Origin of the sequence: Halobacterium sp. DL1 (assembly GCA_000230955.3) — an archaeon.
Taxonomy (GTDB): domain Archaea; phylum Halobacteriota; class Halobacteria; order Halobacteriales; family Halobacteriaceae; genus Halobacterium.
Genome location: CP007060.1, coordinates 979,871 through 1,006,197, shown reverse-complemented (window position 1 = coordinate 1,006,197; position 26,327 = coordinate 979,871). Strand labels below are relative to the sequence as shown.

Genomic DNA, 26,327 nt, shown 5'->3' with positions numbered 1-26,327 from the left:
CCCGGAAGGGTCGCGGTTCGCCGCGCGACCGGAGGGAGCGCGGGAAGTTTTTAGCGTAGCTTTTTGCGAGGAGCGGTGCGCGCTCGGCGCGCACCCGACGAGTAAAAAGGTACTATTGGAACATCCGCATCGGCTGTGCTTGCGTCGACTCCTCCTCGTTGGCCTCCTGCATGCGTTGGGCGAACTGCTCTTTCTGGTCGCGGATGTCCTCGGCGTGCTCGACCAGGTCCTCGGTGGAGACGTCGACGCCGGAGAGCGGTTCGATGGCGTCCTGGATGAGGTGTTTGGCGGCGGCGGGGTCGGGGAACTGGGGGTCGGAGTCGACGACAAGGCCGATGGCGTCGAGGCCGTACTCGCCGGCGCGGTTGATGAGGGCGCCCGTGGGCCCGCCGACGATGCCGCGTTCGGGGGGCCGGCCGACGTCCAGATCGTCGAGACGCGCGACGGCGTCGCCGGTGCCGATGCCGAAGACCTCGGGGACGTCCCCGGGTTCGTAGTCGGCCTGGGGGAGGCCGCTGAGGTACAGCGGCGTGACGTCGTTGTCCTGCAGCCACGCCGTGATGCACTCCGCGAACTCGTCGCCGCCGCCCCGGGAGATGGGGACATCGCTCTGGAGCGCAAGGACGTCCTCGGACTCGTTCGCGTAGATGCGGACGGGCGGGAGGACGTGGCGGGCGCCCTCGTCGTAGATGGTGACCTGCGGGATGCTCGCGCAGTCGACGCTGGCGACGTAGGTCATGTCGAGGGTGTCGACGAGGTGGTCGGTGGCGATCTTGCCGACGAGGCCGATTCCGGGGAGGCCCTCCACGAGCGTCGGGGAGTCGAGGTCCAGTTCGGACTTGACGCGGACTTGAGCCATGGTCGAGCGTTGGCACGGCCGTAGCATAAAGCCGGGGCAGACGGGGCGAGCGGGTGGGCGTCTGGAGCGCAAGCCACAAACCGCCCTCGGGCCTACCGGGGTGCAATGGACGCGCTCTCGCGGTACGAGCCGATCATCGACGACTTCGACGCGTTCCTCGACGCCTGCGAGCGCCCGCTGCCGACGACGGTCCGCGTGAACCCGATCAAGGCGACGACCGACCGCGTGGTCGAGGCCCTCGACGACGAGGGGGTCGGCGTGGAGCGCCGCGACTGGCACCGGGGCGTCCTCGAATTGGACACCGACAAGCCCGGCAACACGTGGCCGTACGTCCACGGCTGGATGCACGGCCAGGAGGAGGTCTCCTCGGTCCCGCCCGCCGTGCTCGACCCCCAGCCCGGCGACGTGGTCTGGGACTCGTGTGCGGCGCCCGGCGGCAAGACCGCGCAGCTCGCCGCCGAGATAGACGATCGGGGGCTGGTGGTCGCGAACGACGACAACCTCGGACGGCTCTCCGCACTCCGGGGGAACTGCGACCGCCTCGGCGTCACGTCGGCGGCGGTGACGAACGGGGACGCCCGCCGTACGACTCTCGACGCGTTCCCGAACGTGGACGCCTTCGACGCCGCGCTCGTGGACGCCCCCTGCACCTGCGAGGGGACGATTCGGAAGAACCCCGACGCCCTTGAGAGCGCGGGCGCGTCGGCCAGCCGGAACCTCGGCCGACTCCAGTCGGACATCCTCGAGCGCGCCGTCGAACTCACCCGCGAGGGCGGCAGCGTGGTCTACTCGACGTGCACGTTCGCCCCCGAGGAGAACGAGGCCGTCGTCGACGCCGTCCTCGACGCGGCGGACTGCCGACTCGTCGACTTCGACACCGGCCTGACGTCTGCGCCCGGACTCACCGAGTGGGACGACGAGGCCTACGACGAGTCGCTGACGAAGACGCGGCGCTACTACCCCCACCTCAACGACACGGGCGGGTTCTTCGCCGCGAAACTGGAGGTGACGGCGTGAGAGACAACAACGGCCGGCGCTTCGACCGACTGCCCGAGTCCGGCGCCGACCGCGAGGTCGAGGGGCGGCCCACCCGGCAGGCGGTCGTGGACTGGTGGGTGCAGCGCTTCGGCGTCCCCGAGGACACGTTCGAGGGGTACACGCTCTGGGAGAAGGGCAAAGGGAAGGTCTGGGGCCTCCCCTACGACCTCGAGGGGCCGGTTCCCATCGAGGCGCTCGGCCTGAAATTGCTGCGCACGCGCCAGGAGCACTGGAAGCCGACGACGGACGCCGTCCAGCGCTTCGGCCGCGCGGCCACGAAGAACGTCCTCGAACTCGACGACGAGCGCGCGAAGCGCTTCGCTGCGGGCGAGGACCTCGAACTCGAGTGGGACGGCGACTGGGGCTACCTCGTCGTCGCCCACGAACTCGCGGGCGGCGTCGAACCCATCGGCGTCGGCCTGTTCACGCACGGCGAACTGAAGTCGATGGTGCCGAAGGGCAAACAGCGGGACCTCTAGGCTTCAGAGCGCCGCGATAGCGACGGTTACGGCGACGCCGACGAGCACGGAGTAGGTGAGGTTGACGAGCGTCCCGGCGAGGTAGAAGAGGCTGTTCTTCTCGATGTCGTCCTTGCGGACGATGCCTTTCGCGGCGAACACGACGGCGAGCGCCGTGAACGCGCCGGCGAGGACGAACGTGAGCGTGAGGACGTTCTCGCACTTCCCGATGAGCACGCCGACGTCCCGTTCGCGGCCGGTCGGCACGTCGTCCTCCGAGGGCACCAGCCCCAGCGCGCGCGTGACGACGAAGCCGCTGGTGGCGAGCAGTACGGCGTAGCCCGCAGCGGCGATGACGAGGTGTTCAGCCGTGGCGGCGAACGGGAGCGCGCTCATACTGCGCGGAACGTTCGTTGCAATCTGGTTTCAATCTCCCGGATGGCCGGCCACGACGCGCGGGAGAGCGCCTGCGAGACCGCTGACTGGGAGACGCCGAGGCTGTCGGCCGCTGCGGCCTGCGAGTCGGCGTCCCGGTAGGCGTCGACGACGCGGCGCTGTCGGTCCGTCCACCGCGCCTTCAGGAGGAAGAGGAGGTTCACCTCGTCGGCGAGCGCGCCGTCGAGGGGTGCCTGGTCGAAGTCGAACGCGACGCGCAGCGGCGACGTTCCGAGGTCGGCCAGGAGTTCGTCGGCGCGGTGGAACGCCGGCCCGTCCATTCGGGAAACCTCGCCGGTGTCGAGGCCGACGTCGACAGCCCCCGCGGCGACGGAGACCCGGAGTTCCTGGGGGTGGAGGCGTTCGCGCAGGTCGTCGATAATGTCGTACAGGGGCGCCGGGTCGACGAGCACCCCGCCGACTTCGTCGACGCCCTTCAGGGGTTCCAGCGGCGCGTCGAACGCGTCGGCGTGGTCTTCGGTGACTGCCGCACAGGCGTCGACGAGTCGGTTCCCGAACGCGCCGCGGTCCTCGATGCGCCGGGAACCGACGACGTCGCCGAGGACGACGTAGCGAGTCGGCATCACACTCACCGACGACAGTATAACACTTAGAAGTTATGTTTCTAGATATAACCTCTATAGATTATTTTTCGTGGAGCGTCCCACCACCTAGCCCCTCCCACTCGACGCGGTAACCGAGACGGGAGAGCGCGGCACTGGCGTCCTCGATGCCAGAGTCGTCAAGGGTGGTTTCGGCTTCGGCGCGGGAGAGCCCCACCTCCAGTTCGGCGGCGACGGCGTCGAGCACCGCGGGCCGAACGAGCGTCCGGCCGACGCGCTCGTGCGCCGGGAACGACTTCGCCTCGACCGCGTCCTCGCTGACGCCGTGGGTAGCGGCGAGGTCCCCGAGCGTCACGACGTCGGCGTCGGGGACGAGTTCGTCGGGGAGGTCCGCGGCGTTCGCGGCCACGAGGTCGGCTTCCAGTTCCCGGAGCGCGTCCACGACGTCCTTGACTCGCACGGACCCGGTGTACTCGACGACGCGGTGGTCGCGGGCCGCGATCTCCTCGCCGACGCCGAGGCTCGCGTCGACGGCGACCAGCAGCGTCTCGTCGGTATCCTCCAACTGGGCGAGCTTCTTCTCGACGTACTCCGGCGTCCAGAACCCCATGATCTCGAAGTAGACGCGGGCGTCGCCGTAGTCGTACTCGAAGGCGAAGTCGGGCACCATCAGGCGGTCACCCGCCGCGAGTACGTCGGGTTCGCGGACGAGCGTCCAGTCGAGGTCCAGCGAGTCGAAGCGCGTCGCGAACTCCCGCTCGACGTCGCTGTCGAAGGACACCTCGGCGACGGGGTCGGCGTCCGGGACCGAGACGTCCTCGCCGGTGAGCACCAGCAGGCGCTCCGTCCCGCGGTCGTCGATGGTCGCCTCCAGGCGCCACTCGTCGGCGGTCGCGACCGCCCGGAGCACGCGAGCGAACCTGGTGCCGTACCGCCGGGTGTTGTGGAACAGCGCGTCCGGCCCTGTCAGAACGACTTTTCGCCCCTCGTCCGTGGGAATGACCTCGTACAGCAGCCCCAGGCGTTTGACCGCCGAGACGAGCGAGCGCGGGTCCGTCGACTCGACGCGGACCTCCGTCGCGTCGAACAGCGCCGTCTGGGCGAGCGAGAGGTTGTACTGGGCGACCAGTTCGGCGGGCGACCAGCGCGGCGCGACTTCGACGAGGACCTCGCGAGTTTCCCGGTCGGCGTACAGCGACTCGGCGAGGGCGTCGGGCGTCGGGTCGCCCGGGAAGCGCTCCGCGGCGGCGGCGAGCGCGGCCTCCCGTTCGTCGGCGGTGACGACCCCGACGTCCTCCGCTGCGGTGAAGGCGGCGCGGCGCGCGCTCTCGGGGTCGAGGGGGGCTTCGACGGCGAACGTGGCGTCGCGCTCGACGAGGTGGGCGAGGCCGCGCACGAGTTTGAAGTCCTCGGCGTCTGCCTCGAGGTCCGCGAGCGCGTCGCGCAGGACGCCCCGCTCCTCCCCGACGTGTCCCTGAAACGTCCCGAGGACGCTGGCGGCGAGCGCCTCGCTGTCGGCCCCGGCGAACTGGGGCTGATAGCCGCCGCCCGCGCGGGACACGCGGAGGAGGTCCTTCGTGAGCACGGCGCCGGCTACGCTCGCCGCCCACAAAAGGATGCAGAAGATACTTGCCGACACGCCGGAACCGGAGGGTATGAAGCGGCGGACTCTGCTCGGACGCGCGGCGGCCGCCGGCGTCACCCTCGCGGTCGCGGGCTGTCTGCGCCGGGGTCGCGACGAGAACGTCCTCGAGGTAGCGGACTCGAACTTCGAGGAGGGCGAGGACGGCTCGCTCGTCTACGTGGTTACCGTCTCGAACCCCAGCAGCCGGGAGGCTTCGGGCACCGTGTACATCAACAGCGACCTGAACGGCGAGGCGTCGACGAAGGTGCGACAGGTGTCCCTCGACGCCCACTCCTCGACGATAATCAACATCACCTACGACGTCCAGTTCTCGGAGATCGAGAACTTCAACCCGAGCGTGAGCATCGAGGAGGACTAACGACGGCGGTCGGCGACGCGCTCTTCTGCGGTGTCCGCGCTCACCAGTTCGTACAACAGTGCCCGGCCACCGTCGTCTTTCGGCCGCAGCACGCGCCCGAGTCGCTGCGTGAACTCCCGCTCGCTCCCGCTGCCCGCGAACACCACCGCGACGTTCGCGTCCGGCACGTCGACGCCCTCGTCGAGGACGTTCGCGGTCACGACCCGCGAGTACGTCCCGTCCCGGAACTTCTCGAGAATCTCACGGCGTTCGGGGGCGCCCGTCTCGTGGGTGACTGCCGGCAGCAGGAACCGCTCGGAGAGACGGTAGACGAGGTCTGTCGACGCCGTGAACACGATGACCCTGTCCCGACGGTGGCGGTCGAGAATCTTCTGCAGTTCCGCGACCTTGGCGTCGCTCTCCCGGACGATGCGGCGGGCGCGCTGCTTGGCGAGTAGCGCCTCCCGCGCCCGGGGGTCGGTGCCCGAGCGCTTGACGAGTTCCTGGTAGTCGCTGCCCGAGCGCAACTGCACGCTCGACTGCTGGAGGTAGTTCGTGAACGTGCCCTGGGCGTCCTCGTAGCGCTCGCGCTCCGCGTCGGTGAGCGGCACCTCGATGCGCTTGACGTCGTACGCCGCGAGGTGCTCGCCTGCCAGGTCGTCCGCGGAGATGCGGTAGACGGCGTCGCCGACGAGGTCCGCGATGACGACGTGGGCGTTGTCCGGGCGCTCGAACGTCGCGGTGAGGCCCATCCGGGCGGGCGCGACCAGCATCCGGGCGATGTCGCGGAACCCCTCGCCGCCGAGGTGGTGGACCTCGTCGAAGACGACGAGCGCGAACCGGTCACCCAGGTCGTCCGCGCGGAGGTACGCGGAGTCGTACGTCGCGACCGTCACCGGGCCCACAGTCTGCTCGCCGCCGCCCAACTGGCCGATGTCGCAGTCGAACTCCCGGGCGAGTTCGCGCTTCCACTGGACGAGCAGGTCGATGGTCGGGACGACGACGAGCGCGCTCTGTCCCACGGCTTCGATGGCCTTCAGCCCGATAACCGTCTTCCCGGAACCGGTGGGGAGTTCGAGCACGCCCCGGCGGTCGTTTGCCTCCCAGGCGTCGAGCGCGTCGCGCTGGTAGTCCCGGAGTTCGTAGGCCGACGCGACGTCGAGCGGGTCCGCGGCGAGCGCGTCGTCCTCGAAGGGGATGTCCCGGTGGTCGAGGTAGTCGACGACGTCGGCGTAGCGGTGGGCTGGTGCGCGACCGGTCTCCGTGCGCTCGTCGTACTCGACCCCTGGGAGGGCTTCGAGGTCCGGGAAGTCTTGGCCGTCGCTCTCGACGCGGAGCGTCCCGTCCTCGAACGCGAGACGGACCGTCACGGCCGACCGTACGTAACGGGGCGTAATTAGTCGTCGGACTGGCCGGAACTCAGCGCGACGGCGAACACCGCACCCATGCCGAGACCGACGGCGAGTGCGAGCGCGACGCTGTCCGCGGCGACGAACATGGCGGCGGCGACGCCCAGCCCGATGACGAGGCCGGAGACGACGCCGGTCTGCTTGAGTTCGAATTCGTCTGCCACGCGGCCACGGACGCAGTTCCGACCGATAGTTGTTCTGGCCGTCGCGCGCGTCCCGAAATCCGTAAATCCGCGCGCCCGTTTCCCCCAGTATGAGCAACGACGCGGAGCAGGCCGCCGGGGAGGCGGACGCCGACGAGGACGTGGACCGGGGAGCGGAGTCGGAGACGCTGGCAGCCCGCGTCCGCGAGCACGACGCGGACCTCGGCGACGAGGTGGCCCAACTGGAGGGCGAGCTGGCGGACGCCGAGGCGGAGGTCGAGGACCTTACCGAGCGCCTCCAGAGCAAGCAGGCGGACTTCCAGAACTACAAGCAGCGCGCGAAGCGCCGGCAGGACGAGATTCGCGAGCGCGCCACCGAGGACCTCGTCGAGCGCATGCTCGACGTGCGGGACAACCTCGACCGGGCGCTCGACGAGGACAGCGGCGACGCGGACGGACTCCGCGAGGGCGTCGAACTGACGCGCAACGAGTTCGACCGCGTGCTCGACTCGGAGGGCGTCGAGGAGATAGCGCCGGACCCGGGTGCGGACGTGGACGCGCAGCGCCACGAGGTGATGATGCGGGTCGATTCCGACGAACCCGAGGGAACAGTCGCAGAGCTCTACCGGTCGGGCTACGAGATGGGCGGGAAGGTGCTCCGAACGGCGCAGGTCACGGTGAGCGACGGGAGTAGCGGCAAGTAGTAGCGGCGACCGCAGGACGGCGGTGCGATGGCCCACTGGTTCATCATAAATCCGCCGGCTAGGTCGGCGAGATATCCCGGAAACCGCACGATGAAGGCGCGTAGCGCAGTCGTGGTAGTCGGTATCACTAGCAAGGTTTAAAGGGAAAACGCGGCTTACATCCGGGTAACATGGCAAGCGAGAAGATTCTGGGCATCGACCTTGGCACCACGAACAGCGCGTTCGCGGTGATGGAGGGCGGCGACCCCGAGATCATCGTCAACGGAGAGGGAGACCGAACGACACCGTCGGTCGTCGCGTTCGACGACGGCGAGCGCCTCATCGGCAAACCCGCGAAGAACCAGGCGGTCCAGAACCCCGACGAGACCATCGCGTCCATCAAGCGGCACATGGGCGAGGAGAACTACACGGTCGAACTCGACGGCGAGGAGTACACGCCCGAGCAGCTCTCGGCGATGATCCTCCAGAAGATCAAGCGTGACGCCGAGGAGTATCTCGGCCACGACGTCGAGAAGGCCGTCATTACCGTTCCTGCGTACTTCAACGACCGACAGCGTCAGGCCACGAAGGACGCCGGCGAGATCGCCGGCTTCGAGGTCGAGCGCATCATCAACGAGCCGACCGCCGCGTCGATGGCGTACGGCCTCGACGACGAGTCCGACCAGACCGTCCTCGTCTACGACCTCGGGGGCGGTACGTTCGACGTCTCCATCCTCGACCTGGGCGGGGGCGTCTACGAGGTCGTCGCCACGAACGGCGACAACGACCTCGGCGGCGACGACTGGGACGAGGCCATCATCGACCACCTCGCCGAGGAGTTCGAGAACAACCACGGCATCGACCTCCGCGAGGACCGCCAGGCCCTCCAGCGCCTGAAAGACGCCGCGGAAGAGGCGAAGATCGAACTCTCATCACGCAAGGAGACGACCATCAACCTCCCGTTCGTCACGGCGACGGACTCCGGCCCGGTCCACCTCGAGCAGGACCTCACGCGCGCCACGTTCGAGAACCTCACCGAGGACCTCATCGAGCGCACCGTCGGCCCGACGGAGCAGGCCCTCGAAGACTCCGGCTTCTCGAAGGGCGACATCGACGAGGTCATCCTCGTCGGCGGCTCCACGCGGATGCCCCAGGTCCAGGAGAAGGTCACCGAACTCGTCGGCCAGGAACCGAAGAAGAACGTCAACCCCGACGAGGCCGTCGCGCTCGGCGCGGCGGTCCAGGGCGGCGTGCTCTCCGGCGAGGTCGACGACATCGTGCTCGTCGACGTCACGCCGCTCAGCCTCGGTATCGAAGTGAAGGGCGGCCTCTTCGAGCGCCTCATCGAGAAGAACACCGCCATCCCGACGACCGCCTCGAAGGTGTTCACGACCGCCGCGGACAACCAGACGAACGTCCAGATCCGCGTCTTCCAGGGCGAGCGCGAGATCGCCGACGAGAACGAGTTCCTCGGTGACTTCCACCTCTCAGGCATCCCGCCGTCCCCCGCGGGCGTCCCCGAGATCGAGGTCTCCTTCGAGATCGACGCCGACGGCATCGTCAACGTCGAGGCCGAGGACAAGGGCTCGGGCAACGCCGAATCCATCACCATCGAGGGCGGCGCCGGCCTCTCCGACGACCAGATCGACCAGATGCAGGAGGAGGCCGAGGAGCACGCCGAGGAGGACGAGCAGCGCCGCGAGCGTATCGAAGCCCGCAACGAGGCCGAGAGCGCGGTCCAGCGCGCCGAGAACCTCCTCGAGGAGAACGAGGAGATGGTCGACGACGACCTCGAGTCCGACGTCCGCGAGGAGATCGAGAGCGTCGAGGAGGTCCTCGACGACGAGGACGCCGACGCCGAAGAGCTGGAGGCCGCGACCGAGAGCCTCAGCAAGTCGCTCCAGGAGATCGGCAAGCAGGCCTACCAGCAGGAGGCCCAGGCCGGCGCAGCGGGCGCCGGCGGTGCGGGCGCGGCCGGCGCGGGCGGCATGGGCGGCGGCCCCGGCGAGGGCGCCGACCCCGAGGACTTCGTCGACGCCGACTTCGAGGACGTCGACGACGAGGAAGACGCGTAAGCGTCTGACGAGTCGTCGGCTCGGAAAGCGAGCGTAGCGAGTCTTCCGTAGTTTCAGAAACCGAGCGGAATCGAGGTTTCTGAATTAGACGATGACGAGCAGTAACGGAGCAGTCGGCCAAGTGACGCTCTCACGCTATTCTCGCGGCCACGTCTCTCTTCCGTTCACTCCGCCTCGTGGAGCTTCTCGCCGCGGTGGAGCCGCGTAGCGATGGAGAACGTCTGCTCGTTCGAGCGGCGCGTCGGGAAGTGCGCGGCCATGTAGCGGGCGGCGGCCATCAGCGCGAGTCGCTTCTCCCACGCGTCGTCGACGGCGTCGTGGCGCGCGAAGTGCCCCTCGACGTTCTGGATGGTGTGGAAGCCGGCGTCCTCCCGGAGGAGCCCACGTCCCAGCGCGCGCTTCAGGTCATCCACGTCGCCGCCGGCGTCGAAGTGCTCGGAAACGAGTGTCGCCGCACTGTTCACCTGTCCCTGTTCGTCGAAGCACGCGAGGAGGTCCTCGCGGACGTCGGCGGGGTCGCGGTCAGAGTCGTCGGGCGTCGGGAGCGGCGCGCGCGGACTGTTGAGGAAGCGGTCGAGATAGATGGAGATGGCGGCGTCGAAGCAGCCGCGGTAGAGCGCCGTCGCGTCGGTGCGCTGGGTCGCCTCGAAGACGGCGTTCGCGTACGAGAACGTGTGGTGGACCGTGTTCCAGTCCGAGAACTCGTTGTTGGTGGCGAACCAGGCGACACGGCGGGTCGCGGCGCGCGCGACGGCGTCCGCGAGCTCCGTCTGTGTCGCGCCCTCACGGATGGCCCCGGTGAGCGCGTCGACGACGTGCTCCGGGTCGTCGACGAGCAGTTCCTCGACGAACGCCACCGGTTCGTCCCACTCCTTCCCATCGCCCGCCGCGACGAGGTCGGGAAGGCGCTCGTGGACGGCGAACACCAGTTCGGCGACGTCGACAGGGGTGCGCCACGACGACAGCTCCTCCGAACGGGTGGCGTCGGTCAGTTGGTCGACCGTGGAAGCGAGGACTTTCGCCGCGTTCGGGTCCTCCCCGTCGCCGTGCCACCCGACGTGGTCCAGCGTCGTGAACGCCTTGTTCAGGAAGTCGACCGTGTGCCCACCGTTCAGGTATAGGGAGTCGGTCGCCGCGGTGAACACGATGTCGGCGACGTCCTCGGGGTCGAGACAGGCGACAGCCGTGAGCAGGCAGCGTTCGGCGCCGTCGTCGTCCCGGACCTCGACGCTCTCCCGGAACCAGGATTCGAGGCGGTCCTTCGAGAGGTCCCGGTTCTCGAAGGCGTACTGCTGGAACCGCGGGGGTTCGCCCGCGCAGTCGTCGGCCACCTCGCGGACGCCGGTGAACATGGCGCGGCGCTTGTCGCGGCCGCCGACCTGCGAGTAGAGGTTCGCGGTGCAGCCCAGCGTGGTGAGTCCGCGCCCCCAGCCCGCCACCCGGTACTTCGTCCCGAAGTCGACGGCCGTCTCGATTGGCGTGTGGAACCCCTCGTCCTCGTCGTCGAGGCCGACGACGGCCTTCGCCATCACGAGCGAGAGGTTCTCGTGGAGGCCATCGGCGAGTCGGTTCCGCCAGTGGACGTTCGGGGGGACGGTTCGTGGGGGGTCGGGGTCGAGGTACACCTCGCCGTCCCGGATTTCGACGGGGAAGGTCTGCACGTCGTCCGCCCACGGGTCGAAGGTGTCGCCCTCCTCGAGTTCGAAGCGGGCGTGGTGCCAGTGGCAAGTCAGCACGCCGTCGTCGAGGGTCCCGCGCGTGAGCGGGAACCCCATGTGCGGACAGCGGTTGTCGACGGCGTACACCTCGCCCTCGTGGGAGAAGAGCGCGATGGCCTGCCCGTCCTCGGTGACGACCATCCGTCCCTCTTCGTCGAGTTCGGCTCGCGACGCGACGGGGCGCATGTCGTCGGGTTCTGCGGCCATGTGCGTGAAGAGGTGGCACACGCACTTGGAGGTTCCCTGAAACGAGGTTCAGTACGCCCGCTGGAACGTCCGCTCCGCAACCCGTTCTTTTCAAGTGTCTCAGCCCAGTAGGAGCGTACAACGAATGAGCGAGGACTTCTACGAGGTGCTCGGCGTGGGTCGGGACGCCAGCGACGAGGACATACAGCAGGCCTACCGCGAGAAGGTGTCGGAGTACCACCCAGACGTGAACGACGACCCGGACGCCGAGGAGAAGTTCCGGAAGATACAGAAAGCAAAGGACGTGCTGACCGACGAGGAGAAGCGCCAGCAGTACGACCAACTCGGCCACGATCGGTACGAGGAGGCCGAGAAGCGCGGCGGCGCCGGTGGTGGTGCGGGCGCCGGCCAGGGCAACCCGTTCGGCGGCGCCGGGGGCGCTGGCGGCATGGGCGACATCTTCGAGCAGTTCTTCGGCGGCGGGGGCGGCCGCGGCCAGCAGCGCCCCCAGCAGGGCCGCGACCTCCGCACGCGCCTCGGTATCGACCTGGAGGAGGCCTACGAGGGCGTCGAGAAGCAGGTGACCGTCCGGCGGCCCGAACGCTGCCCGGACTGCGACGGCGCCGGCTACCCCGAGGACGCCGACGTCCGAACCTGCCCGCAGTGCGACGGCCACGGGCAGGTGACGCAGGTCCGCCAGACCCCGCTCGGCCGCGTCCAGCAGACCCAGGAGTGTTCGCGCTGCGGCGGCGACGGCGAACTCCACTCCGAGACGTGTTCGACCTGCAGTGGTCAGGGCCAGGTCCGCAAAGAAGCCACACTCACCGTCGACGTTCCCGCTGGCATCCGCTCCGGGCAGACCCTCCGCATGGAACGCGAGGGCGCGCCCGGCGACAAGGGCGCCCCGAACGGCGACCTCCTCGTCGAGGTCGAGGTCGAAGAGCATCCGGACTTCGAGCGCGAGGGCGACGACCTCCACCACCGCCACGCCGTCTCCTTCCCGCAGGCCGTCTTCGGCGACGACATCGAGGTGCCGACGCTCGACGGCGCCGCCTCCTTCGACCTCGAAGCCGGCACGCAGAGCGGCGAGACGTTCCGCCTCAAAGGGAAGGGGATGCCCCGTCTCCGCCGTCGCGGCCACGGGAACCTCTACGTCACCGTCCAGGTCGTCACGCCCGACTCGCTCAACGAGGAGCAACGCGAGGCCCTCGAAGCGTTCGCGGAAGCCGGCGGCGAGGAAATCGACGTCGACCAGGGGTTCTTCGAGAAGCTGAAAAGCTCCTTCTGAAGCACTTTTTGCTGCGCTCGGCGCGGCTCCGCTGCGCCTCGCTGGCAAAAACTTGCGGAAAAAGCACTCCTCACCCCCCTTCGGGGGCTCGTCGGCCTCCGCTCACTTCGTTCGCGGAGTGAACCACTTCACTCGGGTTCTTCGAACCGCTCGCTCGGGGACGCTGTCCGATTCCTTGCGTAGGTTGAAGTACCAGAGCGGGACCATCGCCGGCCGTGAACTGAGAACTGCCGCGGGGCGTCAGGCGCACTCGACGAGCGGCAAACCGCGAGCGCCGACCACGGAGCACGGCACGCCGCCCCGCGAACGGAAGTGCCGTCTGTCAGCCCCGACCCGGAAGGCGTTTGCCGGCGACGCACCGATAGTTGAGCATGGAGACGCTCGCCGACGTCGTGGCGGCGCTGGACGACCCCGGCCGACCGGCGATTCAGGCGGAGCGCGTCCACAGCGCCCGGGAAACGCGCTCGCGGGTGTACAAGACGGGGAACGCGCTTCGACACCGCGGCGTCCGGGAGGACGCGGGGGTCGCCGTGCTCGACGTCCCGGAACCGGCTGCGCTGCACAGTTTTCTGGGCGCTGCGCTGCTGGGCTCGACGGTTACGTTCGACCCTGACTTCGTCGTCGTAGCGCGCCTGCTCGCCGGTCCGACCGGACAGCTTGGCGAGTACGACCTCCCGCCAGGTGGCCAACGCGTGGGCTGGGGCGCGCCGCCGGCAGACCCGTCGTGGATGTACTTCGAGCGGGACGTCTGGAGCGAGAACCCGGCGTTCCCGGAGCCATCCGTGACGGCCGAGACAGAGCTGCTGCCGGGCGTGACTCACGGCGAAGCGGTAACTGCAGCCGAGTCCGTGGCCGCGGACCTCGACGAAGATGATGCCGTGGCGCTGCGCGCGCCGCTCTCGCATCCAGGCACCGTAATCGCAGGCGTCGTCGCTCCGCTGCTCGCTGGTGCGTCTGTCGTGTTGCCCAGTGCGAGCACCGACGGAACGGTCGCAGTGACCGACGGCGAGGCCCCCGAGGAACGTCGGATAACGCCGGACTCCGCGGCGCCCGAGTGAATGCGAACCATTCTCTCGGAACGGATTTAGGCCGGGGCTGAGATGCCGCACACATGCCAGGTGCAGTGTTTCGGCGCGGCGACCGGGTGACCCTCCGCCCGGTCGAGCGCGCGGACGCCGAGTTCATCCAGCGCGGCCACAACCATCCGGAGGTCGGGGTCTCGCTGGGGTTGAACAGACCGGAGAACGAGTCCGAGGCGGAGTCCAGCATCGAGGGCCACGAGGACGACCCGCTGAACGTCGGTCTGCTCGTCTGCCTCGAGGACGGCGACGAGCCGACCCCCATCGGGAAGGTGTCGCTGCAGAACCTCCAGCACACGCGCCCCGAGCTCTCCTACTGGATTCTCCCGGAACACCACGGGAACGGGTACGGCACGGAAGCCGTCGAGGTGCTCGTTGACTACGCGTTCAACGCCCACGAGATCCGTGGCCTGCAGGCGCAGGCGTTCGCCCCGAACGAGGGGTCCGTCGGGGTCCTGGACAACGTCGGCTTCACCCACGAGGGGACGCTCCGGGACGCGCGATTCCGCGACGGCGAGTACGTCGACGTGGTGTGGTACGGACTACTCCGTGAGGAGTGGGAGGACCGCTAATGCCGGGTCCGATTCTGGAGGTGGGGGACGACGTCGTGCTTCGGACCGTCGAGCGCGACGACGCGGCGTTCCTCCAGCGCCTGTTCACGGACCCGTACGCACGTCTCGGATTCCACGAGCAGAGCCACAAGAACGAGAACGAGGTCGAGGAACTGGTCGAGGAGCAGATAGAGGACGAGAGCAACGCAGGCTACCTCGCGTGCGTCGACGAGGAGGACGCCCCATGGGAGCAACCCGACGACGGCGACACGACGCCAGTAGCGTTCGTCTACGCGAGCCACGTCGACCGCGACCGGCCGCGACTGGTCCTCTGGGTGCCACCCGAACACCGCGGCGACGGCCACGGCACGGCCGCCCTCGAACTCGCGCTCGAGGGGCTGTTCCGTACGTACGACGCCCACACCGTCGGCGCGGAGGTGCTGGAGGGCGACGACATCGCGAGGGAGGCGTTCGAGGCCGTCGGCTTCACTGACGAGGGCCGCGGCCGCGAACTCGCGTTCGTCGAAGGCGAGTACCGTGATCTGATCCAGTTCGGACTACTCCGCGAGGAGTGGGAGGACCGCTAATGCCGGGACCAGTCGTCGTCGCCGACGACGACGTCGTGCTTCGGACCGTCGAGCGGGACGACGCGGCGTTCCTCCAGCGGTCCTGCACGGACCCCCGCATCCGGTACTCCCTCGGATCGATCCACCACCGCTCGCTCTCCCAGCAGGAGGAGGGCATCGAGCACTGGGTGGAGGAAGACGGCAACGCCGTGTTCGTCGCCTGCGTGGACGACGAGGATGCGCCGGCGGGCCACCCTGGCGAGAACGAGACGACCCCCGTCGGGAGCTTCAGCGCCCGGCACGTCGACGGCGACCGGGCGTGGCTGGCGTACTGGCTCGTTCCGGAGTTCCACGGCGAGGGCTACGGTCGCGAGATGGCCGAACTCGGCATCGACTACCTGTTCGAGAACTACGACCTCCACGGCATCAGCGCGGGCGCCTACGAGTTCAACGATGCGTCCCGCGGACTCCTCGAGGCGATGGGTTTCACGCAGGTGGCGCGTCGCCGCGAGTCCCGCTACATCGACGGGGACTACTACGACGAGACCCAGTACGACGTGCTGCGGCGGGAGTGGGAGGACGACTGATGCCAGGGCCGGTCGTGGAGCGCGGCGAGCGCGTGACCTTCCGCACCGTCGAGCGTGAAGACGCCGCGTTCCAACAGCGCGCGGCGACCGACCCCCGTGTCCGCTACCTCCTCGGACTGGCCGAGTACGAGAACGAGGCGACGGCCGGGGAGCTCATCGAGCGCCGCAGCGAGAGCGACAGTACGCTGAGTTTCGTCGTCTGCCTGGACGACGAGGACGCGCCTGCCGGCCACCCGAACGGCTCCGAGACGACGCCAATCGGGATGGTTCACGCCCACGGCGTCGACGGCGAGCGCGCCCCACTGGCCTACTGGCTGCTCCCGGCACACCACGGCGAAGGCTACGGCAGTGAGGCAGCCACGCTGCTCGTCGACACCGTGTTCCGGACGACGAGCGTCCACAGCGTCAGCGCGGGCGCGTTCGCGCACAACGACGCCTCGCGCGGCCTCCTGGAGTCACTCGGGTTCACCCAGGAGCGGCGCCTGCGGGAGGCGACGTACGCCGACGGCGAGTACCGCGACTTCGTGGACTACGGACTGCTCCGCCGCGAGTGGCGCGAAGAATAACGCTTTTTGGTGCGTGACGGTTCGGTCGGCCCAGTGTCTGAACCCCGAGCCTACTGTGTGGTTCGCCGCGACGGCGAGTTGCTGGTCGAGGAGCGCGTCGACCAGACAGCGGGCGAGCGTGCATTCAGACCGCTCGGCCGTCGCGTCGGCGACGGCTCCGCGGAGTCAGCCGTCGCCGAGGAGTTCGCCTCGGTGCTGGGCGTCGACCTGCACGGGGTGTCGCCGCTCGGTGCATTCGACAGCATGCGGGTCCTGGAGGGGAGCATCGAGGCGGCCTGGCCGTACGCCGAGTCCGGCTTCACGGTGTACGACCCCGAGACGGAAGAACGCAGGAGAGTCTGCTGGCTCCACGTCGACGACTTCAGGAAGTACGGCGAGACGCTGGAACCCGAGGGGCTGCTGGAGACGCTCTAGGAGGCGTTTCTGAGGGCTTCGAGGGCGTCCGGATTCTCGATGCTGGAGAGGTCGCCGATGTCCTCGCCAGTGTAGGCGCCCTCGATGGCGCGCCGGATGATCTTCCCCGACTGAGTCTTCGGGAACGCGTCGACGAACAACACCTCGCGCGGGCGGAATGGTTTGCCGAGTTCCGCGCCGACGTGGGCGCGTAGTTCCTCGGCGAGTTCGTCGCTGGGTTCCTCGCGGTCCTCGAGGATGACGTACGCGACGACTGCTTCGCCGGTGGTGTCGTCCGGGACTCCGACTGCAGCGGCCTGGTTGACCGCCTCGTGGTCGATGAGCGCACCCTCGACCTCCGCGGGACCGACCTTCCGGCCCGCGACGTTGATGGCGTCGTCGGCGCGGCCGTGGAGGAACCAGAAGCCGTCGTCGTCCATCTGCGCCCAGTCGCCGTGGTTCCAGACGTCCTCGAAGCGCGACCAGTACTCGCGCAGGTAGCGCTCGTCGCCGCTCCAGAGGCTCTTCGTCATCGCCGGGTTCGAGGAGCGCGCGACGAGGTAGCCCCGTTCGTGGTCGTCCCTGATGGAGTCGCCTCGCTCGTCGACGATGTCGATGTCCATCCCGAGGCCCGGTCCACCGAGCGTGCAGGGTTTGAGCTCCTGGATGGGCATCGGCATCAGGAAGCAGCCGAACACCTCCGTCCCGCCGGAGATGTTGATAATTGGCGCTTCGCCGCCGCCGACGTTCTCGTAGAACCACTGCCAGCTCTCGGGGTCCCACGGTTCGCCCGTGGAGCCGAGCAAGCGGAGGCTGGAGAGGTCGTGGCCGTCGAGCCACTCGTCGCCGTACTTGCGGAGCGCGCGGATGGCGGTCGGTGAGATGCCGAACTGGGTGACGCCGTGGCGGTCGATCAGCTCCCAGAAGCGGTCGGGCTCGGGGTGGTCGGGCGCACCCTCGTACATGACGATGGTGCCGCCGAAGGCGTGGTTGCCGATGAGCGTCCACGGCCCCATCATCCAGCCGATGTCGCTCACCCAGAAGAAGCGGTCGGCGGGTTTCTGGTCGAAGCCGAAGTGAATCTCCTTTGCCGGCTGGACGAGCGCGCCGGCGTGGGTGTGGACGATGCCCTTCGGCTTCCCCGTCGTTCCCGAGGAGTACAGCAGCATACAGGGGTCGCTGGCGTCCATGACGCGCGTCTCGAACTCGTCGTCCTCGGGTTCGACGGCGTCGGCCCACCACTCGTCGCGGCCGTCGTCCCACGGGATGTCGAGGTCGTCGTTGGGGTCGCTAGAGCCCAGTCGGTCGTAGACGATGGTGTGTTCGACGTGGCCGGCCTGCTCGATGGCCTCGTCGGCGGTCTGTTTCAGCGTGATGGGGTCGCCGCGGCGGTAGAAGCCGTCGCCCGTGAACAGCACCGAGCACTCGCTGTCCGAAATGCGCGTGGCGGTGGCGTCGACGCCGAACCCGGAGAAGATGGGGACGGCGACGGCGCCGACCTTGAAGACGCCGTAGAGGATGCTCTGGACCTCCGGCACCATCGGCATGTAGAGACCGACCGTGTCCCCCTCGCCGATGCCGCGGGCCTCCAGGGCGTTCGCGACCTTGTTCGCCTGGCGGTGGAGTTCGTGGTACGTGACCTCGCGCACCTCTCCGGGTTCCCCCTCCCAGATGCAGGCGACGCGGTTGCGGTCCGGGGAGTCCGTCGCCGCGTGCCGGTCAACGGCGTTGTGCGCGACGTTCAGTTTCGCCCCCGGGTACCACTGCGTGAACTGCGGGCCATCCGTCTCGTCGCGCACCTGGTCGTACTCCTCGTGGAAGTCGAGGCCGAGGTAGTCGGGGAGTTCGCCCCAGAACCAGTCGAGGTCGGTCGTCGTGCGCTCGATGAGTTCGTCGTAGTCCGCGATGTCGTGGGCCTGCATGAACGCCCAGACGTTCGTGGACTCGACGAACTCCTGGGTCGGTCGGTGGACGACTTCGTCCACTTCGTCGAGCGAATCCATGTGTCCACCCTCTCCGTTTCGCGCCAAAGTTGTTTCGCAGTGAACGCAGCGGCTGCCGTGCGAGACGCGGGGATTCTCGGGCGTAGCGGGTGGCCGTTCCAAAACGATTATTGCGGCGACAGGTCGTTTGTCAGCGTGTATGCGCGGGAGTGCGCCGAGTCACCCGACGAAGATCGTCCTCCTCGCCGTGGTCGTCGTCCTCGCCAGCGTCGGCGCGGTCGGCGGCATACTGACAGCGCCGACGACGGACGCGGGGGACGGGCAACGACTCGGCACGGACGCCGCGGAGCGGTACGCGTCCATCGAGGGGGTGGCTGCGACGAAGGTGACGGTCGTCGAGCGAGGGACGGAGACGAGTCGCACCGTCACCGAGATTCGCAAGCGGCCCGGGACAGACGCCAGGCGCGAGGCGGTCGTCGGCGCCGCGGACCGCCGCCACGACCTGACGGTGTCGAACGGGTCGACGATGTGGCTCTACGACCGTGACGCGAACGTCGTCGAGCGGTTCGCGCTCTCGGGCAGCGAGGAGGGTTCGCGTGGGGAGCAACTGGAGCGACTGTTCGCCCGACTGAACGTGACCGACCCGTCCGAGTCGGCCACCGCTCCGACGAGCCCCGCGATATCGCCGCTACCGGTCGTCGGGTCGGCGGGGAGTACGCCCGGCGGCGGGGACCCCACGGAGACGACGGCACACGGCGTCAGCTACAACGGGACAGCGACCGTCGACGGACGGACCACGTACGTGCTCGAGATCGAGCCACGCGGCGACGCCGGGAGCGCCTACCGGCAGACGCTGTGGGTCGATGCGGAGCGCTTCTTCCCCCTGAAACAGCGCACGCAGTGGACGGCGGACGGGGAGCGGGTGTCGACGACCACGACGTACAGGAACGTGACGTTCGACCCGGGGCTGGCCGACTCGACGTTCGAGTTCGACCCGCCCGCGAACGCGACGGTCGAGACGCTCGACGTGCCGAAGACGACCACCTACGACAGCGTACGGGCACTCCGGTCGAACGCCGAGATGGCCGTGCCGACGCCAGAGCTACCCCCCTCGTTCGGGCTGACGTACGCCTCCCACACGACGGGGCGGGTTCGCGGGGTCGGGCTGGCGTTCGCGAACGCGACGGCCCGAATCACCGTCGCGACGTACAACCGGACGCTGCCGGTGAGCGACGGCGAACGGCAGGTGACCGTCGGCAACCGGACGGCGGAGGTCGCGCGTGGCCCGACCACGTCGGTGTCGTGGAACTGCGATGAGTACAGGCACACGGTCAGAGGTGAGGGCGTCCCGGTGTCGCTGCTCGTCGAGGTGGCGCGATCAGTGCAGTGCGGGTGACGCCGGGCCGCGGTGAGTGCCGGTTTCGAGCGCGCTACGAGTAGTTCCGTTCGAGGACGTTCATCTCCCCGTCGACGACGAGTTCGAGCGTGTCGCCGTCGAGTTCGACCGCGAGTGCCACCGCCCAGGGGTCCCGCGAGCGCACCGAGACGCAACGGTCGGTCATCGCGAACTCGAGGTGCCAAACGGGTTCGCTGGTGACGTCGAGGCCGCGCTCGTAACAGAACGAAATCAGGGCGGGGTCGTACAGCAGCGCCTCGCCGACGCTGACGTACATCTGGGACCCGCAGTGGCCACAGGACTGGTGGACCGTGACCGAGCGGTGCTCGTAGTCGGCGAACGGCGACGCCTCGCCGTCGATGAGTTTGGTGTTGAGGCGGTTCACGCAGGTCGGGCAGACGCCGCGCTGGAACGCGAGGCGCTGGTGGCGCGTGTACTGGTTCAGTCGGTCCACCAGCTCCGCCTCGTCGTCCGGGTCGAGTTGCTCGGGCGGCGCGAGCACGAGGTCGTACAACGTCTCGCAGCCCCGGCACTGCACCGTGAACATGCCGTCGCCGTAGACGCCCTCGGCCCGCGTGCCGCAGTGGTAGCAGTCGAAGCCGACGTCCACTGGGCCGAACGACGCGTCGCCCGTGAACGTTCCCGCCCTGATGGTCCGGTACAGCGTGGACCCGACGGGTTTGAGCCGGTAGCCGTCCTCGGTCCGGTCGACGAAGTTGCCGACGAGCTGCTGGAGGTGGTAGTTGAACTGGCTGGACACTACGTCGACGTCGACGGCGTCGTGGAGGTCCGAGAACGAGAGGATGGGGCGCGGCCCCTCCTGGCCGCGCTCCTCGCCCAGCGTCCGGATGATGGCCGCGCGGGTCTCGTTGCCGATCAGGGAGAACGCCGACTCCTCGCCGTCCACGTCGGCGTCGACTTCCGGGCCGCTCGGCCACCCCGGGAGAATCTGCTCGCCGGGTGCGTACGCAGACTCCGGCGCGGGGTCCTCGTCCTCCGCCATGGCGTTGGGTTGCGGGCGCGCCGAGTAAACGCTTCTGCCGGGCGGTCGACCGTGGCGTTTTTGTTCCTGTCATCGGTACCACCAGACATGAGGCGTGCAGCTATCGCCGGGGTCGTCGTCCTCCTCGCAGCCGCGACCGTCGCCGGCGCAGTCCCCGCAGCAGACCCGAGCGCGAAGGTCGTCGCCCGGTTCCCGAGCGACGGCGAGATGGTCGAACAGACGGTCGTCTCGCCATCGGGGGTCGAGACCGTGAGCGAATCCAGGGAGGGGCAGACCGACTGGCAGGTGCCCGTGACGCTCACCGACTCGGCGGCCGCGTCGTTCGCCGAAACGCTCGTCGACGCCGGATTCACCGGCGAGGGCGTCCAGTCGTGTGAGGCCGACGCGGAGCGCAACGACGAGGGGTACTGTTTGCTCACCGTCGTGGACGGCAACGTCGTCAGCGCGTACGGCCTCGGGCCGGGTCTCGCCGACGCCATCGAGTCGGGCTCGTTCGAGTCGAACCCGCAGTTCCTCTTCATGGTCCAGAACGAGACGACGGCGGAGCGCGTCGCACTGACGTTCGGTTGGCAGCCCTCGAAGACGACCACGGCGACGGGATCCATCACCGAGAAAACCAGCGAAACCATCGAGACGACGACCGAGAGCGATAGCGGCGAGTCGTCCGCCGCCGACGTTCCCGGGTTCGGTGTCGTCGCGGCGCTGCTGGCTGTCGCCGTGGCGATCGGAGGGCGTCGCACTCACTGAGGGTCGACGCGACCGGGCCGCTCCTGCGAGCGCCTCGGACCTACCTGCCAGCAAACTCTTTTCCCCACCCCGGTCCAAAGGGAGAGTATCATGCACGCACGGGACGCCGAGAAACACGAGGAGGTGTGGCTGCTCGACCGCCTCGACGAGTACGGGTTCGAGGACCCGGCGTTCCGCTCGCGGGACTACGTGCTCGCCATCGAGGACGACAGCCGTGAGCGCGCCGGATTCGCCCGACTCCGGGCCCACGACGCCGACGGACCGGTCTGCGAGTTCACGAACATCGGCGTGCTCGAGGAGTACCGCGGCCAGGGTGTCGGCGCCCGCCTCCTCGAGTACCTCATGGGGGAGGCCCGCGAGCAGGGGTTCGAGGGGGCGTACGCGCTCTCAGAGGAGGGCGACTACCTCTCGCAGTTCGGCTTCGAGCGCGTTGCCGCCGAGGAACTGCCCGCCCCGCTCCCGGAACGACTCGACGCCGTCCGCGACTACCGGCCGGACGCGGACCCGTTCTACCTCGGCTTCGAGGCGTTCGAGATTCCGCTCCGCCTGCGCCGCCGGTTCTCCGACGAGGAGGGCACCGACGACCCGGAGACGCCCGAGGACTTCGGCATCGACCCGGACTCGGCGACGTACAAGTACGACACCAGCAGCAAGTGACACACTGAGTGGCACACCCAGGGAACCCTTTTCACGCGGGCGGCTGACCGCGGTAGTATGACGGAGTTCGTCACGCCGCCTGCGATGGAACCCGGCGACAGCGTCGCCGTGGTCGGCCCCTCCTCCGGCGGCGCCCGCAAGGCACCGCACCTCCTGGAACTCGCCGTCGAGCGTCTCCGCGAGGTGTTCGACCTCGACCCCGTGGTCTACCCGACCGCCCGACAGAGCGACGAGTTTCTGCGCGACCACCCGCGGGCGCGCGCTGCCGACCTCCACGCAGCGTTCCGCGACCCTGACGTCTCCGGGGTGTTCGCCACCATCGGCGGGGCCGACCAGCTCCGCGTGCTGAAGCACCTCGACCCCGACGTGCTCCGCGAGCACCCGACGCGGTTCTACGGAATGAGCGACAACACCAACCTCGGGCTCTACCTCTGGCGGGAGGGCGTCGTCTCCTACAACGGCGCCCAGCTCCTGAACGAAATAGCGACGCCCGGCGGAATCCCCGAGTACACGGAGCGCTACTGCCGACGGGCGTTCTTCGAGGAGACGGTCGGCGAGCTCGAAGCGAGCGACGAGTGGACCGACGCGCCGAGTCACTGGTGGGCCGACCGCAGCCTGATGGACGAACGGCCCGCGTACGAGCCGAATCCCGGCTGGCAGTGGGCGGGCGGCACCGAGCCGGTGTCGGGCCGGCTCTGGGGCGGCTGCCGCGCCATCATCGACTGGCACCTCGCCAGCGACCGCTACCTCCCGGCGGCGGAGCGCCTGGACGGCGCGGTGCTCTGCATCGAGACGGCCCAGGACCTCCCGTCGCCGACGATGGTCGGCGGGAGCCTGATGGCGATGGGCGAGCGCGGCCTCCTGGAGCGCTTCGACGGCGTGCTCTTCGGGCGACCGCCGACCCGGAGCTACGCCGACGATCCGCCGGGCGGCGACCGCGAGCGCTACCGTGAGGAGCTCTACGACGCCGTCGTCGAGTGGGTCGGCCGATACAACCCGAACGCGCCAGTGGTGTGCGGCCTCGACTGGGGACACACGAATCCCGTCGCGCCCCTCCCCATCGGCCGGCAGGTCGAGGTCGACCCGGAATCCGAGCGCGTCGTCGTTCGCTGACGCTGCAACAGCCACCGAACGTGCAACCATTAAGGTCGCCGTCCCGTACTCTCAGGTAATGTACGACTCCGAGGACCTCGAGCGCATCCGCGAGTCCCGGGAGGAGTGGGAGGCCGACACCCTCGGGCCGACGCTGGAGCGCTTCGGCGAGCGCCAGGAACAGTTCACCACGGACACCGGCGGCCAGCCGGTCGACCGCCTCTACACGCCCGAGGACGTCTCGGAACTCGACTACGACGAGGACCTCGGGTTCCCGGGCGAGGAGCCCTACACGCGTGGGCCCTACCCGACGATGTACCGCGGACGGCTGTGGACGATGCGCCAGTACGCGGGCTTCGGGACGCCCGACGAGACCAACGAGCGGTTCCACTACCTGCTCGACCAGGGCCAGACCGGGCTCTCGATGGCGTTCGACCTGCCGACCCAGATGGGCTACGACTCCGACGCCACGATGGCCCAGGGAGAGGTGGGCAAGTCCGGGGTCGCCATCGACACGCTCGCGGACTTCGAGCAGGTGTTCGAGGGCATCCCGCTGGACGAGGTGTCGACGTCGATGACCATCAACGCGCCAGCCAGCGTGCTGCTCGCGATGTACATCGCCGTCGGCGACAAGCAGGGCGTCGACCGTGAGGAACTCCGGGGGACCATCCAGAACGACATCCTCAAGGAGTACATCGCGCGCAACACCTACATCTTCCCGCCGGAGCCGTCGATGCGCATCATCACGGACATCTTCGAGTTCTGCGCGGACGAGACGCCGAAGTTCAACACCATTTCCATCTCCGGCTACCACATCCGCGAGGCGGGCGCGACGGCGGCCCAGGAGATCGCGTTCACGCTCGCCGACGGCATCGAGTACGTCGAGACCGCCCTCGAAGCCGGCCTCGACGTCGACGAGTTCGCGCCCCAGCTATCCTTCTTCTTCAACGCCCACAACAACATCCTCGAGGAGGTCGCGAAGTTCCGCGCCGCCCGCCGAATGTGGGCGACGATAATGGAGGAGCGCTTCGGCGCGGAGAGCCCCAAATCGAAGCAGCTGAAGTTCCACACCCAGACCGCGGGGTCGACGCTCACCGCCCAGCAGATCGACAACAACATCGTCCGCGTGGCCTACCAGGCGCTCGCGGCCGTCCTCGGTGGCACCCAGAGCCTCCACACGAACGGGAAGGACGAGGCGCTCTCGATTCCGACGGAGGACTCCGTGCGCACCGCGCTTCGCACCCAGCAGATTCTCGCCCACGAGTCGGGCGCGGCCGACACCATCGACCCGCTCGCCGGGTCGTACTACGTCGAGTCCCTGACCGACGAGGTCGAGGCCGAAGCGCTGGACCTCATCGACGAGGTCGAGTCCCGCGGCGGGATGCGCCAGTCCGTCGAGGACCAGTGGGTACAACGCCAGATTCAGGACGTCGCCTTCGAGCGCCAGCAGGAGGTCGAGGACGAGGAACGCATCATCGTCGGCGTCAACGAGTTCGAGGTCGACGACGAACCCGAGGTCGACATCGAGGAGGTCACCGAGGAGGACGAGCAGCGGAAGGTGAACGGCCTGGATTCCGTCAAGGACGACCGGGACGAGGCGGCCGTCGAGGACGCACTCGCGGCGCTGGAGGACGCAGCGAACGGCGGCGAGAACGTGATGCCGTACATCGTTGACGCGGTGAAGGCGTACGCCAGCGTCGGCGAGATCTGCAACACGCTCCGCGACGTCTTCGGCGAACACCAGCCCGGCGCGGCGGTCTGAGTCGGTCAGGGGCGGTCGCGGCGACGCCGACTGCGGCACCCCGGACCTTTGTCACTCCGTCACGAACCACCGGCCATGAGTAGCGACTGGACGCCAGAGCAGCTGTCCGCCCAGGCCGGCCGGCACGTCGTCGTGACCGGCGCGAACAGCGGCGTGGGCTTCGAAGCGGCGCGGGAGTTCGCCGCCGCCGGCGCGCACGTCGTACTGGCGGTCCGGAGCACCGAACGCGGGCGGGAAGCGAAACGGGCCATCGAGGAGGACTACGCGGGCGCGTCGCTCACCCTCGCCGAACTCGACCTCGCGGACCTGGACTCCGTGCGGTCGTTCGCGGAGTGGTACCGGACGGAGTTCGACGCCCTCGACGTGCTCTGCAACAACGCCGGCGTGATGGCGATTCCGCGCTCGGAGACCGCTGACGGCTTCGAGACGCAGTTCGGCGTGAACCACCTCGGTCACTTCGCGCTCACAGCAGGCCTCCTCGGCGCACTGCGGCGAACGAACGGGCGGTCCCGCGTCGTCACGCAGTCCAGCGGCGTCCACGAGCGCGGCCGCATCGACTTCGACGACCTCCAGGGCGAGGACGACTACGACAAGTGGGCGGCGTACGCGCAGTCGAAACTCGCGAACGTGCTGTTCGCCTACGAACTCGACCGGCGACTCCGCGCCGCGAACGCGAGCGTGGCGAGCGTCGCCTGCCACCCGGGGTACGCCGACACGAACCTCCAGCGTAGAGGCCCCAAACAGGCCGGTTCGCGGCTCCGCCTGCTCGGGATGAAGGTCGCGAACGTCGTCTTCGCCCAGAGCGCCGAACGCGGTTCGTGGTCGATGCTGTTCGCCGCCACGCACCCCTCCATCGACGGCGGCGAGTACGTCGGTCCCGGGGGGTTCCTGAACATGCGTGGTCACCCAGCCAAACAGTCCTCCAGCGCCCGGTCGCACGACCGCGACGTCGCCCGCCGACTCTGGACCGTCTCCGAGAGACTCACCGGCGCGCGCTTCGACCTCCCCACGCCCGAGGCCGCCCCGCAGTAGCAGTGACCTCCTGGTGACTGTCCAGGAGGGTGGCCGAGCGACCAGTTCCCACGTCCCTCCGGCGCTTCCTTCCGGCGGACGCCGTAGCCTTGATTGCGGACCGCCGTCTCCACGCG

27 protein-coding genes are annotated in these 26,327 nt (G+C 68.8%); 18 read left to right on the top strand and 9 right to left on the bottom strand.

Annotation, left to right across the window (positions count from 1 at the left end):
* Window positions 1-112 precede the first annotated feature (112 nt).
* On the bottom strand, window positions 113-859 hold the full coding sequence (locus HALDL1_06650; protein AHG03312.1) for a 3-isopropylmalate dehydratase: 747 nt from the start codon (window positions 857-859) through the stop codon (window positions 113-115).
* Window positions 860-964: 105 nt separating this feature from the next.
* On the opposite strand from HALDL1_06650, the gene HALDL1_06645 reads away from it, so the two are divergent.
* Window positions 965-1,876, top strand: coding sequence for an SAM-dependent methyltransferase (locus HALDL1_06645; GenBank protein ID AHG03311.1), 912 nt, complete (start codon window positions 965-967; stop codon window positions 1,874-1,876).
* Window positions 1,873-2,376, top strand: a complete 504-nt coding sequence (locus tag HALDL1_06640; protein AHG03310.1) for a hypothetical protein — start codon at window positions 1,873-1,875, stop codon at window positions 2,374-2,376. Before HALDL1_06645 ends, HALDL1_06640 begins: the two co-directional genes overlap by 4 nt.
* Window positions 2,377-2,379: 3 nt before the next feature.
* Here HALDL1_06640 and HALDL1_06635 read toward each other — a convergent pair whose 3' ends face one another.
* The 3 genes from HALDL1_06635 to HALDL1_06625 form a co-directional block, all read right to left on the bottom strand.
* A complete protein-coding gene (locus tag HALDL1_06635) occupies window positions 2,380-2,751 on the bottom strand; it encodes a hypothetical protein (GenBank protein ID AHG03309.1) in 372 nt (123 codons plus the stop codon).
* The gene (locus HALDL1_06630; protein AHG03308.1) at window positions 2,748-3,374 is read right to left on the bottom strand and encodes a hypothetical protein; all 627 of its coding nucleotides are present in this window, start codon (window positions 3,372-3,374) and stop codon (window positions 2,748-2,750) included. The genes HALDL1_06635 and HALDL1_06630 overlap by 4 nt, the downstream gene beginning before the upstream one ends.
* Before the next feature lie 61 nt (window positions 3,375-3,435).
* Window positions 3,436-4,938, bottom strand: coding sequence for a hypothetical protein (locus HALDL1_06625; GenBank protein ID AHG03307.1), 1,503 nt, complete (start codon window positions 4,936-4,938; stop codon window positions 3,436-3,438).
* 70 nt (window positions 4,939-5,008) lie between these two features.
* Between HALDL1_06625 and HALDL1_06620 the strand changes: the two genes are divergently transcribed.
* Window positions 5,009-5,356 (top strand): hypothetical protein, encoded by a 348-nt coding sequence (locus tag HALDL1_06620; protein AHG03306.1) that lies wholly within the window; start codon window positions 5,009-5,011, stop codon window positions 5,354-5,356.
* On the opposite strand, the gene HALDL1_06615 is transcribed toward HALDL1_06620, so the two are convergent.
* Both HALDL1_06615 and HALDL1_06610 read right to left on the bottom strand, forming a co-directional pair.
* Entirely contained in the window at window positions 5,353-6,705 is a 1,353-nt protein-coding gene (locus HALDL1_06615) for a helicase (GenBank protein ID AHG03305.1), read from the bottom strand. The two genes, HALDL1_06620 and HALDL1_06615, sit on opposite strands and share 4 nt — an antisense overlap.
* A 26-nt stretch (window positions 6,706-6,731) precedes the next feature.
* A complete protein-coding gene (locus tag HALDL1_06610) occupies window positions 6,732-6,908 on the bottom strand; it encodes a hypothetical protein (GenBank protein AHG03304.1) in 177 nt (58 codons plus the stop codon).
* 89 nt (window positions 6,909-6,997) lie between these two features.
* Between HALDL1_06610 and HALDL1_06605 the strand changes: the two genes are divergently transcribed.
* Window positions 6,998-7,591: a molecular chaperone GrpE gene (locus HALDL1_06605; protein AHG03303.1), complete on the top strand. Its 594-nt coding sequence runs from the start codon at window positions 6,998-7,000 to the stop codon at window positions 7,589-7,591.
* Between the two features lie 170 nt (window positions 7,592-7,761).
* A complete protein-coding gene (dnaK, locus tag HALDL1_06600) occupies window positions 7,762-9,645 on the top strand; it encodes a molecular chaperone DnaK (GenBank protein AHG03302.1) in 1,884 nt (627 codons plus the stop codon).
* A 164-nt stretch (window positions 9,646-9,809) separates the two neighbouring features.
* On the opposite strand, the gene HALDL1_06595 is transcribed toward dnaK, so the two are convergent.
* Window positions 9,810-11,570 carry a ferredoxin gene (locus tag HALDL1_06595; protein ID AHG03301.1) on the bottom strand — a complete coding sequence of 587 codons (1,761 nt, stop codon included), beginning with the start codon at window positions 11,568-11,570 and terminating at the stop codon, window positions 9,810-9,812.
* Window positions 11,571-11,694: 124 nt separating this feature from the next.
* Here HALDL1_06595 and HALDL1_06590 point away from each other — a divergent pair, with 124 nt between their 5' ends.
* The 7 genes from HALDL1_06590 to HALDL1_06560 all read left to right on the top strand — a co-directional run bounded on the left by HALDL1_06590 (window position 11,695) and on the right by HALDL1_06560 (window position 16,600).
* Window positions 11,695-12,837: a molecular chaperone DnaJ gene (locus HALDL1_06590; GenBank protein ID AHG03300.1), complete on the top strand. Its 1,143-nt coding sequence runs from the start codon at window positions 11,695-11,697 to the stop codon at window positions 12,835-12,837.
* Window positions 12,838-13,208: 371 nt separating this feature from the next.
* The gene (locus HALDL1_06585) at window positions 13,209-13,895 is read left to right on the top strand and encodes a hypothetical protein (protein ID AHG03299.1); all 687 of its coding nucleotides are present in this window, start codon (window positions 13,209-13,211) and stop codon (window positions 13,893-13,895) included.
* 53 nt (window positions 13,896-13,948) lie between these two features.
* Entirely contained in the window at window positions 13,949-14,488 is a 540-nt protein-coding gene (locus HALDL1_06580) for a GCN5 family acetyltransferase (protein ID AHG03298.1), read from the top strand.
* A complete protein-coding gene (locus HALDL1_06575) occupies window positions 14,488-15,054 on the top strand; it encodes an acetyltransferase (GenBank protein ID AHG03297.1) in 567 nt (188 codons plus the stop codon). Before HALDL1_06580 ends, HALDL1_06575 begins: the two co-directional genes overlap by 1 nt.
* Window positions 15,054-15,620 carry an acetyltransferase gene (locus tag HALDL1_06570; protein AHG03296.1) on the top strand — a complete coding sequence of 189 codons (567 nt, stop codon included), beginning with the start codon at window positions 15,054-15,056 and terminating at the stop codon, window positions 15,618-15,620. The genes HALDL1_06575 and HALDL1_06570 overlap by 1 nt, the downstream gene beginning before the upstream one ends.
* Complete coding sequence (locus HALDL1_06565) at window positions 15,620-16,186, top strand: acetyltransferase (GenBank protein AHG03295.1); 567 nt, start codon at window positions 15,620-15,622, stop codon at window positions 16,184-16,186. Before HALDL1_06570 ends, HALDL1_06565 begins: the two co-directional genes overlap by 1 nt.
* 33 nt (window positions 16,187-16,219) lie before the next feature.
* Window positions 16,220-16,600: a hypothetical protein gene (locus HALDL1_06560; protein ID AHG03294.1), complete on the top strand. Its 381-nt coding sequence runs from the start codon at window positions 16,220-16,222 to the stop codon at window positions 16,598-16,600.
* Here HALDL1_06560 and HALDL1_06555 read toward each other — a convergent pair.
* Window positions 16,597-18,582: an acetyl-CoA synthetase gene (locus tag HALDL1_06555; GenBank protein ID AHG03293.1), complete on the bottom strand. Its 1,986-nt coding sequence runs from the start codon at window positions 18,580-18,582 to the stop codon at window positions 16,597-16,599. The genes HALDL1_06560 and HALDL1_06555 overlap by 4 nt on opposite strands.
* Window positions 18,583-18,721: 139 nt before the next feature.
* Here HALDL1_06555 and HALDL1_06550 point away from each other — a divergent pair, with 139 nt between their 5' ends.
* Window positions 18,722-19,918, top strand: coding sequence for a hypothetical protein (locus HALDL1_06550; protein AHG03292.1), 1,197 nt, complete (start codon window positions 18,722-18,724; stop codon window positions 19,916-19,918).
* 34 nt (window positions 19,919-19,952) lie between these two features.
* On the opposite strand, the gene HALDL1_06545 is transcribed toward HALDL1_06550, so the two are convergent.
* On the bottom strand, window positions 19,953-20,921 hold the full coding sequence (locus tag HALDL1_06545; protein AHG05211.1) for a hypothetical protein: 969 nt from the start codon (window positions 20,919-20,921) through the stop codon (window positions 19,953-19,955).
* 87 nt (window positions 20,922-21,008) lie between these two features.
* Between HALDL1_06545 and HALDL1_06540 the strand changes: the two genes are divergently transcribed.
* The 5 genes from HALDL1_06540 to HALDL1_06520 all read left to right on the top strand — a co-directional run bounded on the left by HALDL1_06540 (window position 21,009) and on the right by HALDL1_06520 (window position 26,211).
* The gene (locus HALDL1_06540) at window positions 21,009-21,668 is read left to right on the top strand and encodes a hypothetical protein (protein AHG05210.1); all 660 of its coding nucleotides are present in this window, start codon (window positions 21,009-21,011) and stop codon (window positions 21,666-21,668) included.
* A 90-nt stretch (window positions 21,669-21,758) separates the two neighbouring features.
* The gene (locus HALDL1_06535) at window positions 21,759-22,325 is read left to right on the top strand and encodes an N-acetyltransferase (GenBank protein ID AHG03291.1); all 567 of its coding nucleotides are present in this window, start codon (window positions 21,759-21,761) and stop codon (window positions 22,323-22,325) included.
* Window positions 22,326-22,382: 57 nt separating this feature from the next.
* Window positions 22,383-23,438 (top strand): peptidase S66, encoded by a 1,056-nt coding sequence (locus tag HALDL1_06530; protein AHG03290.1) that lies wholly within the window; start codon window positions 22,383-22,385, stop codon window positions 23,436-23,438.
* A gap of 58 nt (window positions 23,439-23,496) precedes the next feature.
* On the top strand, window positions 23,497-25,179 hold the full coding sequence (locus HALDL1_06525; GenBank protein ID AHG03289.1) for a methylmalonyl-CoA mutase: 1,683 nt from the start codon (window positions 23,497-23,499) through the stop codon (window positions 25,177-25,179).
* Between the two features lie 75 nt (window positions 25,180-25,254).
* Window positions 25,255-26,211 (top strand): short-chain dehydrogenase, encoded by a 957-nt coding sequence (locus HALDL1_06520; protein AHG03288.1) that lies wholly within the window; start codon window positions 25,255-25,257, stop codon window positions 26,209-26,211.
* The last annotated feature ends 116 nt before the right edge of the window (window positions 26,212-26,327 follow it).

Excerpts from the sequence above, each read along its gene's own strand:
- HALDL1_06535 (AHG03291.1), top strand. The coding sequence starts at position 21,759 with ATGCACGCACGGGACGCCGAGAAACACGAGGAGGTGTGGCTGCTCGAC.
- HALDL1_06570 (AHG03296.1), top strand. The coding sequence starts at position 15,054 with ATGCCGGGACCAGTCGTCGTCGCCGACGACGACGTCGTGCTTCGGACC.
- dnaK (AHG03302.1), top strand. The coding sequence starts at position 7,762 with ATGGCAAGCGAGAAGATTCTGGGCATCGACCTTGGCACCACGAACAGC.
- HALDL1_06540 (AHG05210.1), top strand. The coding sequence starts at position 21,009 with ATGAGGCGTGCAGCTATCGCCGGGGTCGTCGTCCTCCTCGCAGCCGCG.
- HALDL1_06605 (AHG03303.1), top strand. The coding sequence starts at position 6,998 with ATGAGCAACGACGCGGAGCAGGCCGCCGGGGAGGCGGACGCCGACGAG.
- HALDL1_06520 (AHG03288.1), top strand. The coding sequence starts at position 25,255 with ATGAGTAGCGACTGGACGCCAGAGCAGCTGTCCGCCCAGGCCGGCCGG.
- HALDL1_06585 (AHG03299.1), top strand. The coding sequence starts at position 13,209 with ATGGAGACGCTCGCCGACGTCGTGGCGGCGCTGGACGACCCCGGCCGA.
- HALDL1_06645 (AHG03311.1), top strand. The coding sequence starts at position 965 with ATGGACGCGCTCTCGCGGTACGAGCCGATCATCGACGACTTCGACGCG.
- HALDL1_06590 (AHG03300.1), top strand. The coding sequence starts at position 11,695 with ATGAGCGAGGACTTCTACGAGGTGCTCGGCGTGGGTCGGGACGCCAGC.
- HALDL1_06550 (AHG03292.1), top strand. The coding sequence starts at position 18,722 with ATGCGCGGGAGTGCGCCGAGTCACCCGACGAAGATCGTCCTCCTCGCC.
- HALDL1_06635 (AHG03309.1), bottom strand. The coding sequence starts at position 2,751 with ATGAGCGCGCTCCCGTTCGCCGCCACGGCTGAACACCTCGTCATCGCC.
- HALDL1_06650 (AHG03312.1), bottom strand. The coding sequence starts at position 859 with ATGGCTCAAGTCCGCGTCAAGTCCGAACTGGACCTCGACTCCCCGACG.
- HALDL1_06525 (AHG03289.1), top strand. The coding sequence starts at position 23,497 with ATGTACGACTCCGAGGACCTCGAGCGCATCCGCGAGTCCCGGGAGGAG.
- HALDL1_06555 (AHG03293.1), bottom strand. The coding sequence starts at position 18,582 with ATGGATTCGCTCGACGAAGTGGACGAAGTCGTCCACCGACCGACCCAG.
- HALDL1_06545 (AHG05211.1), bottom strand. The coding sequence starts at position 20,921 with ATGGCGGAGGACGAGGACCCCGCGCCGGAGTCTGCGTACGCACCCGGC.
- HALDL1_06580 (AHG03298.1), top strand. The coding sequence starts at position 13,949 with ATGCCAGGTGCAGTGTTTCGGCGCGGCGACCGGGTGACCCTCCGCCCG.
- HALDL1_06565 (AHG03295.1), top strand. The coding sequence starts at position 15,620 with ATGCCAGGGCCGGTCGTGGAGCGCGGCGAGCGCGTGACCTTCCGCACC.
- HALDL1_06620 (AHG03306.1), top strand. The coding sequence starts at position 5,009 with ATGAAGCGGCGGACTCTGCTCGGACGCGCGGCGGCCGCCGGCGTCACC.
- HALDL1_06595 (AHG03301.1), bottom strand. The coding sequence starts at position 11,570 with ATGGCCGCAGAACCCGACGACATGCGCCCCGTCGCGTCGCGAGCCGAA.
- HALDL1_06630 (AHG03308.1), bottom strand. The coding sequence starts at position 3,374 with ATGCCGACTCGCTACGTCGTCCTCGGCGACGTCGTCGGTTCCCGGCGC.
- HALDL1_06575 (AHG03297.1), top strand. The coding sequence starts at position 14,488 with ATGCCGGGTCCGATTCTGGAGGTGGGGGACGACGTCGTGCTTCGGACC.
- HALDL1_06530 (AHG03290.1), top strand. The coding sequence starts at position 22,383 with ATGACGGAGTTCGTCACGCCGCCTGCGATGGAACCCGGCGACAGCGTC.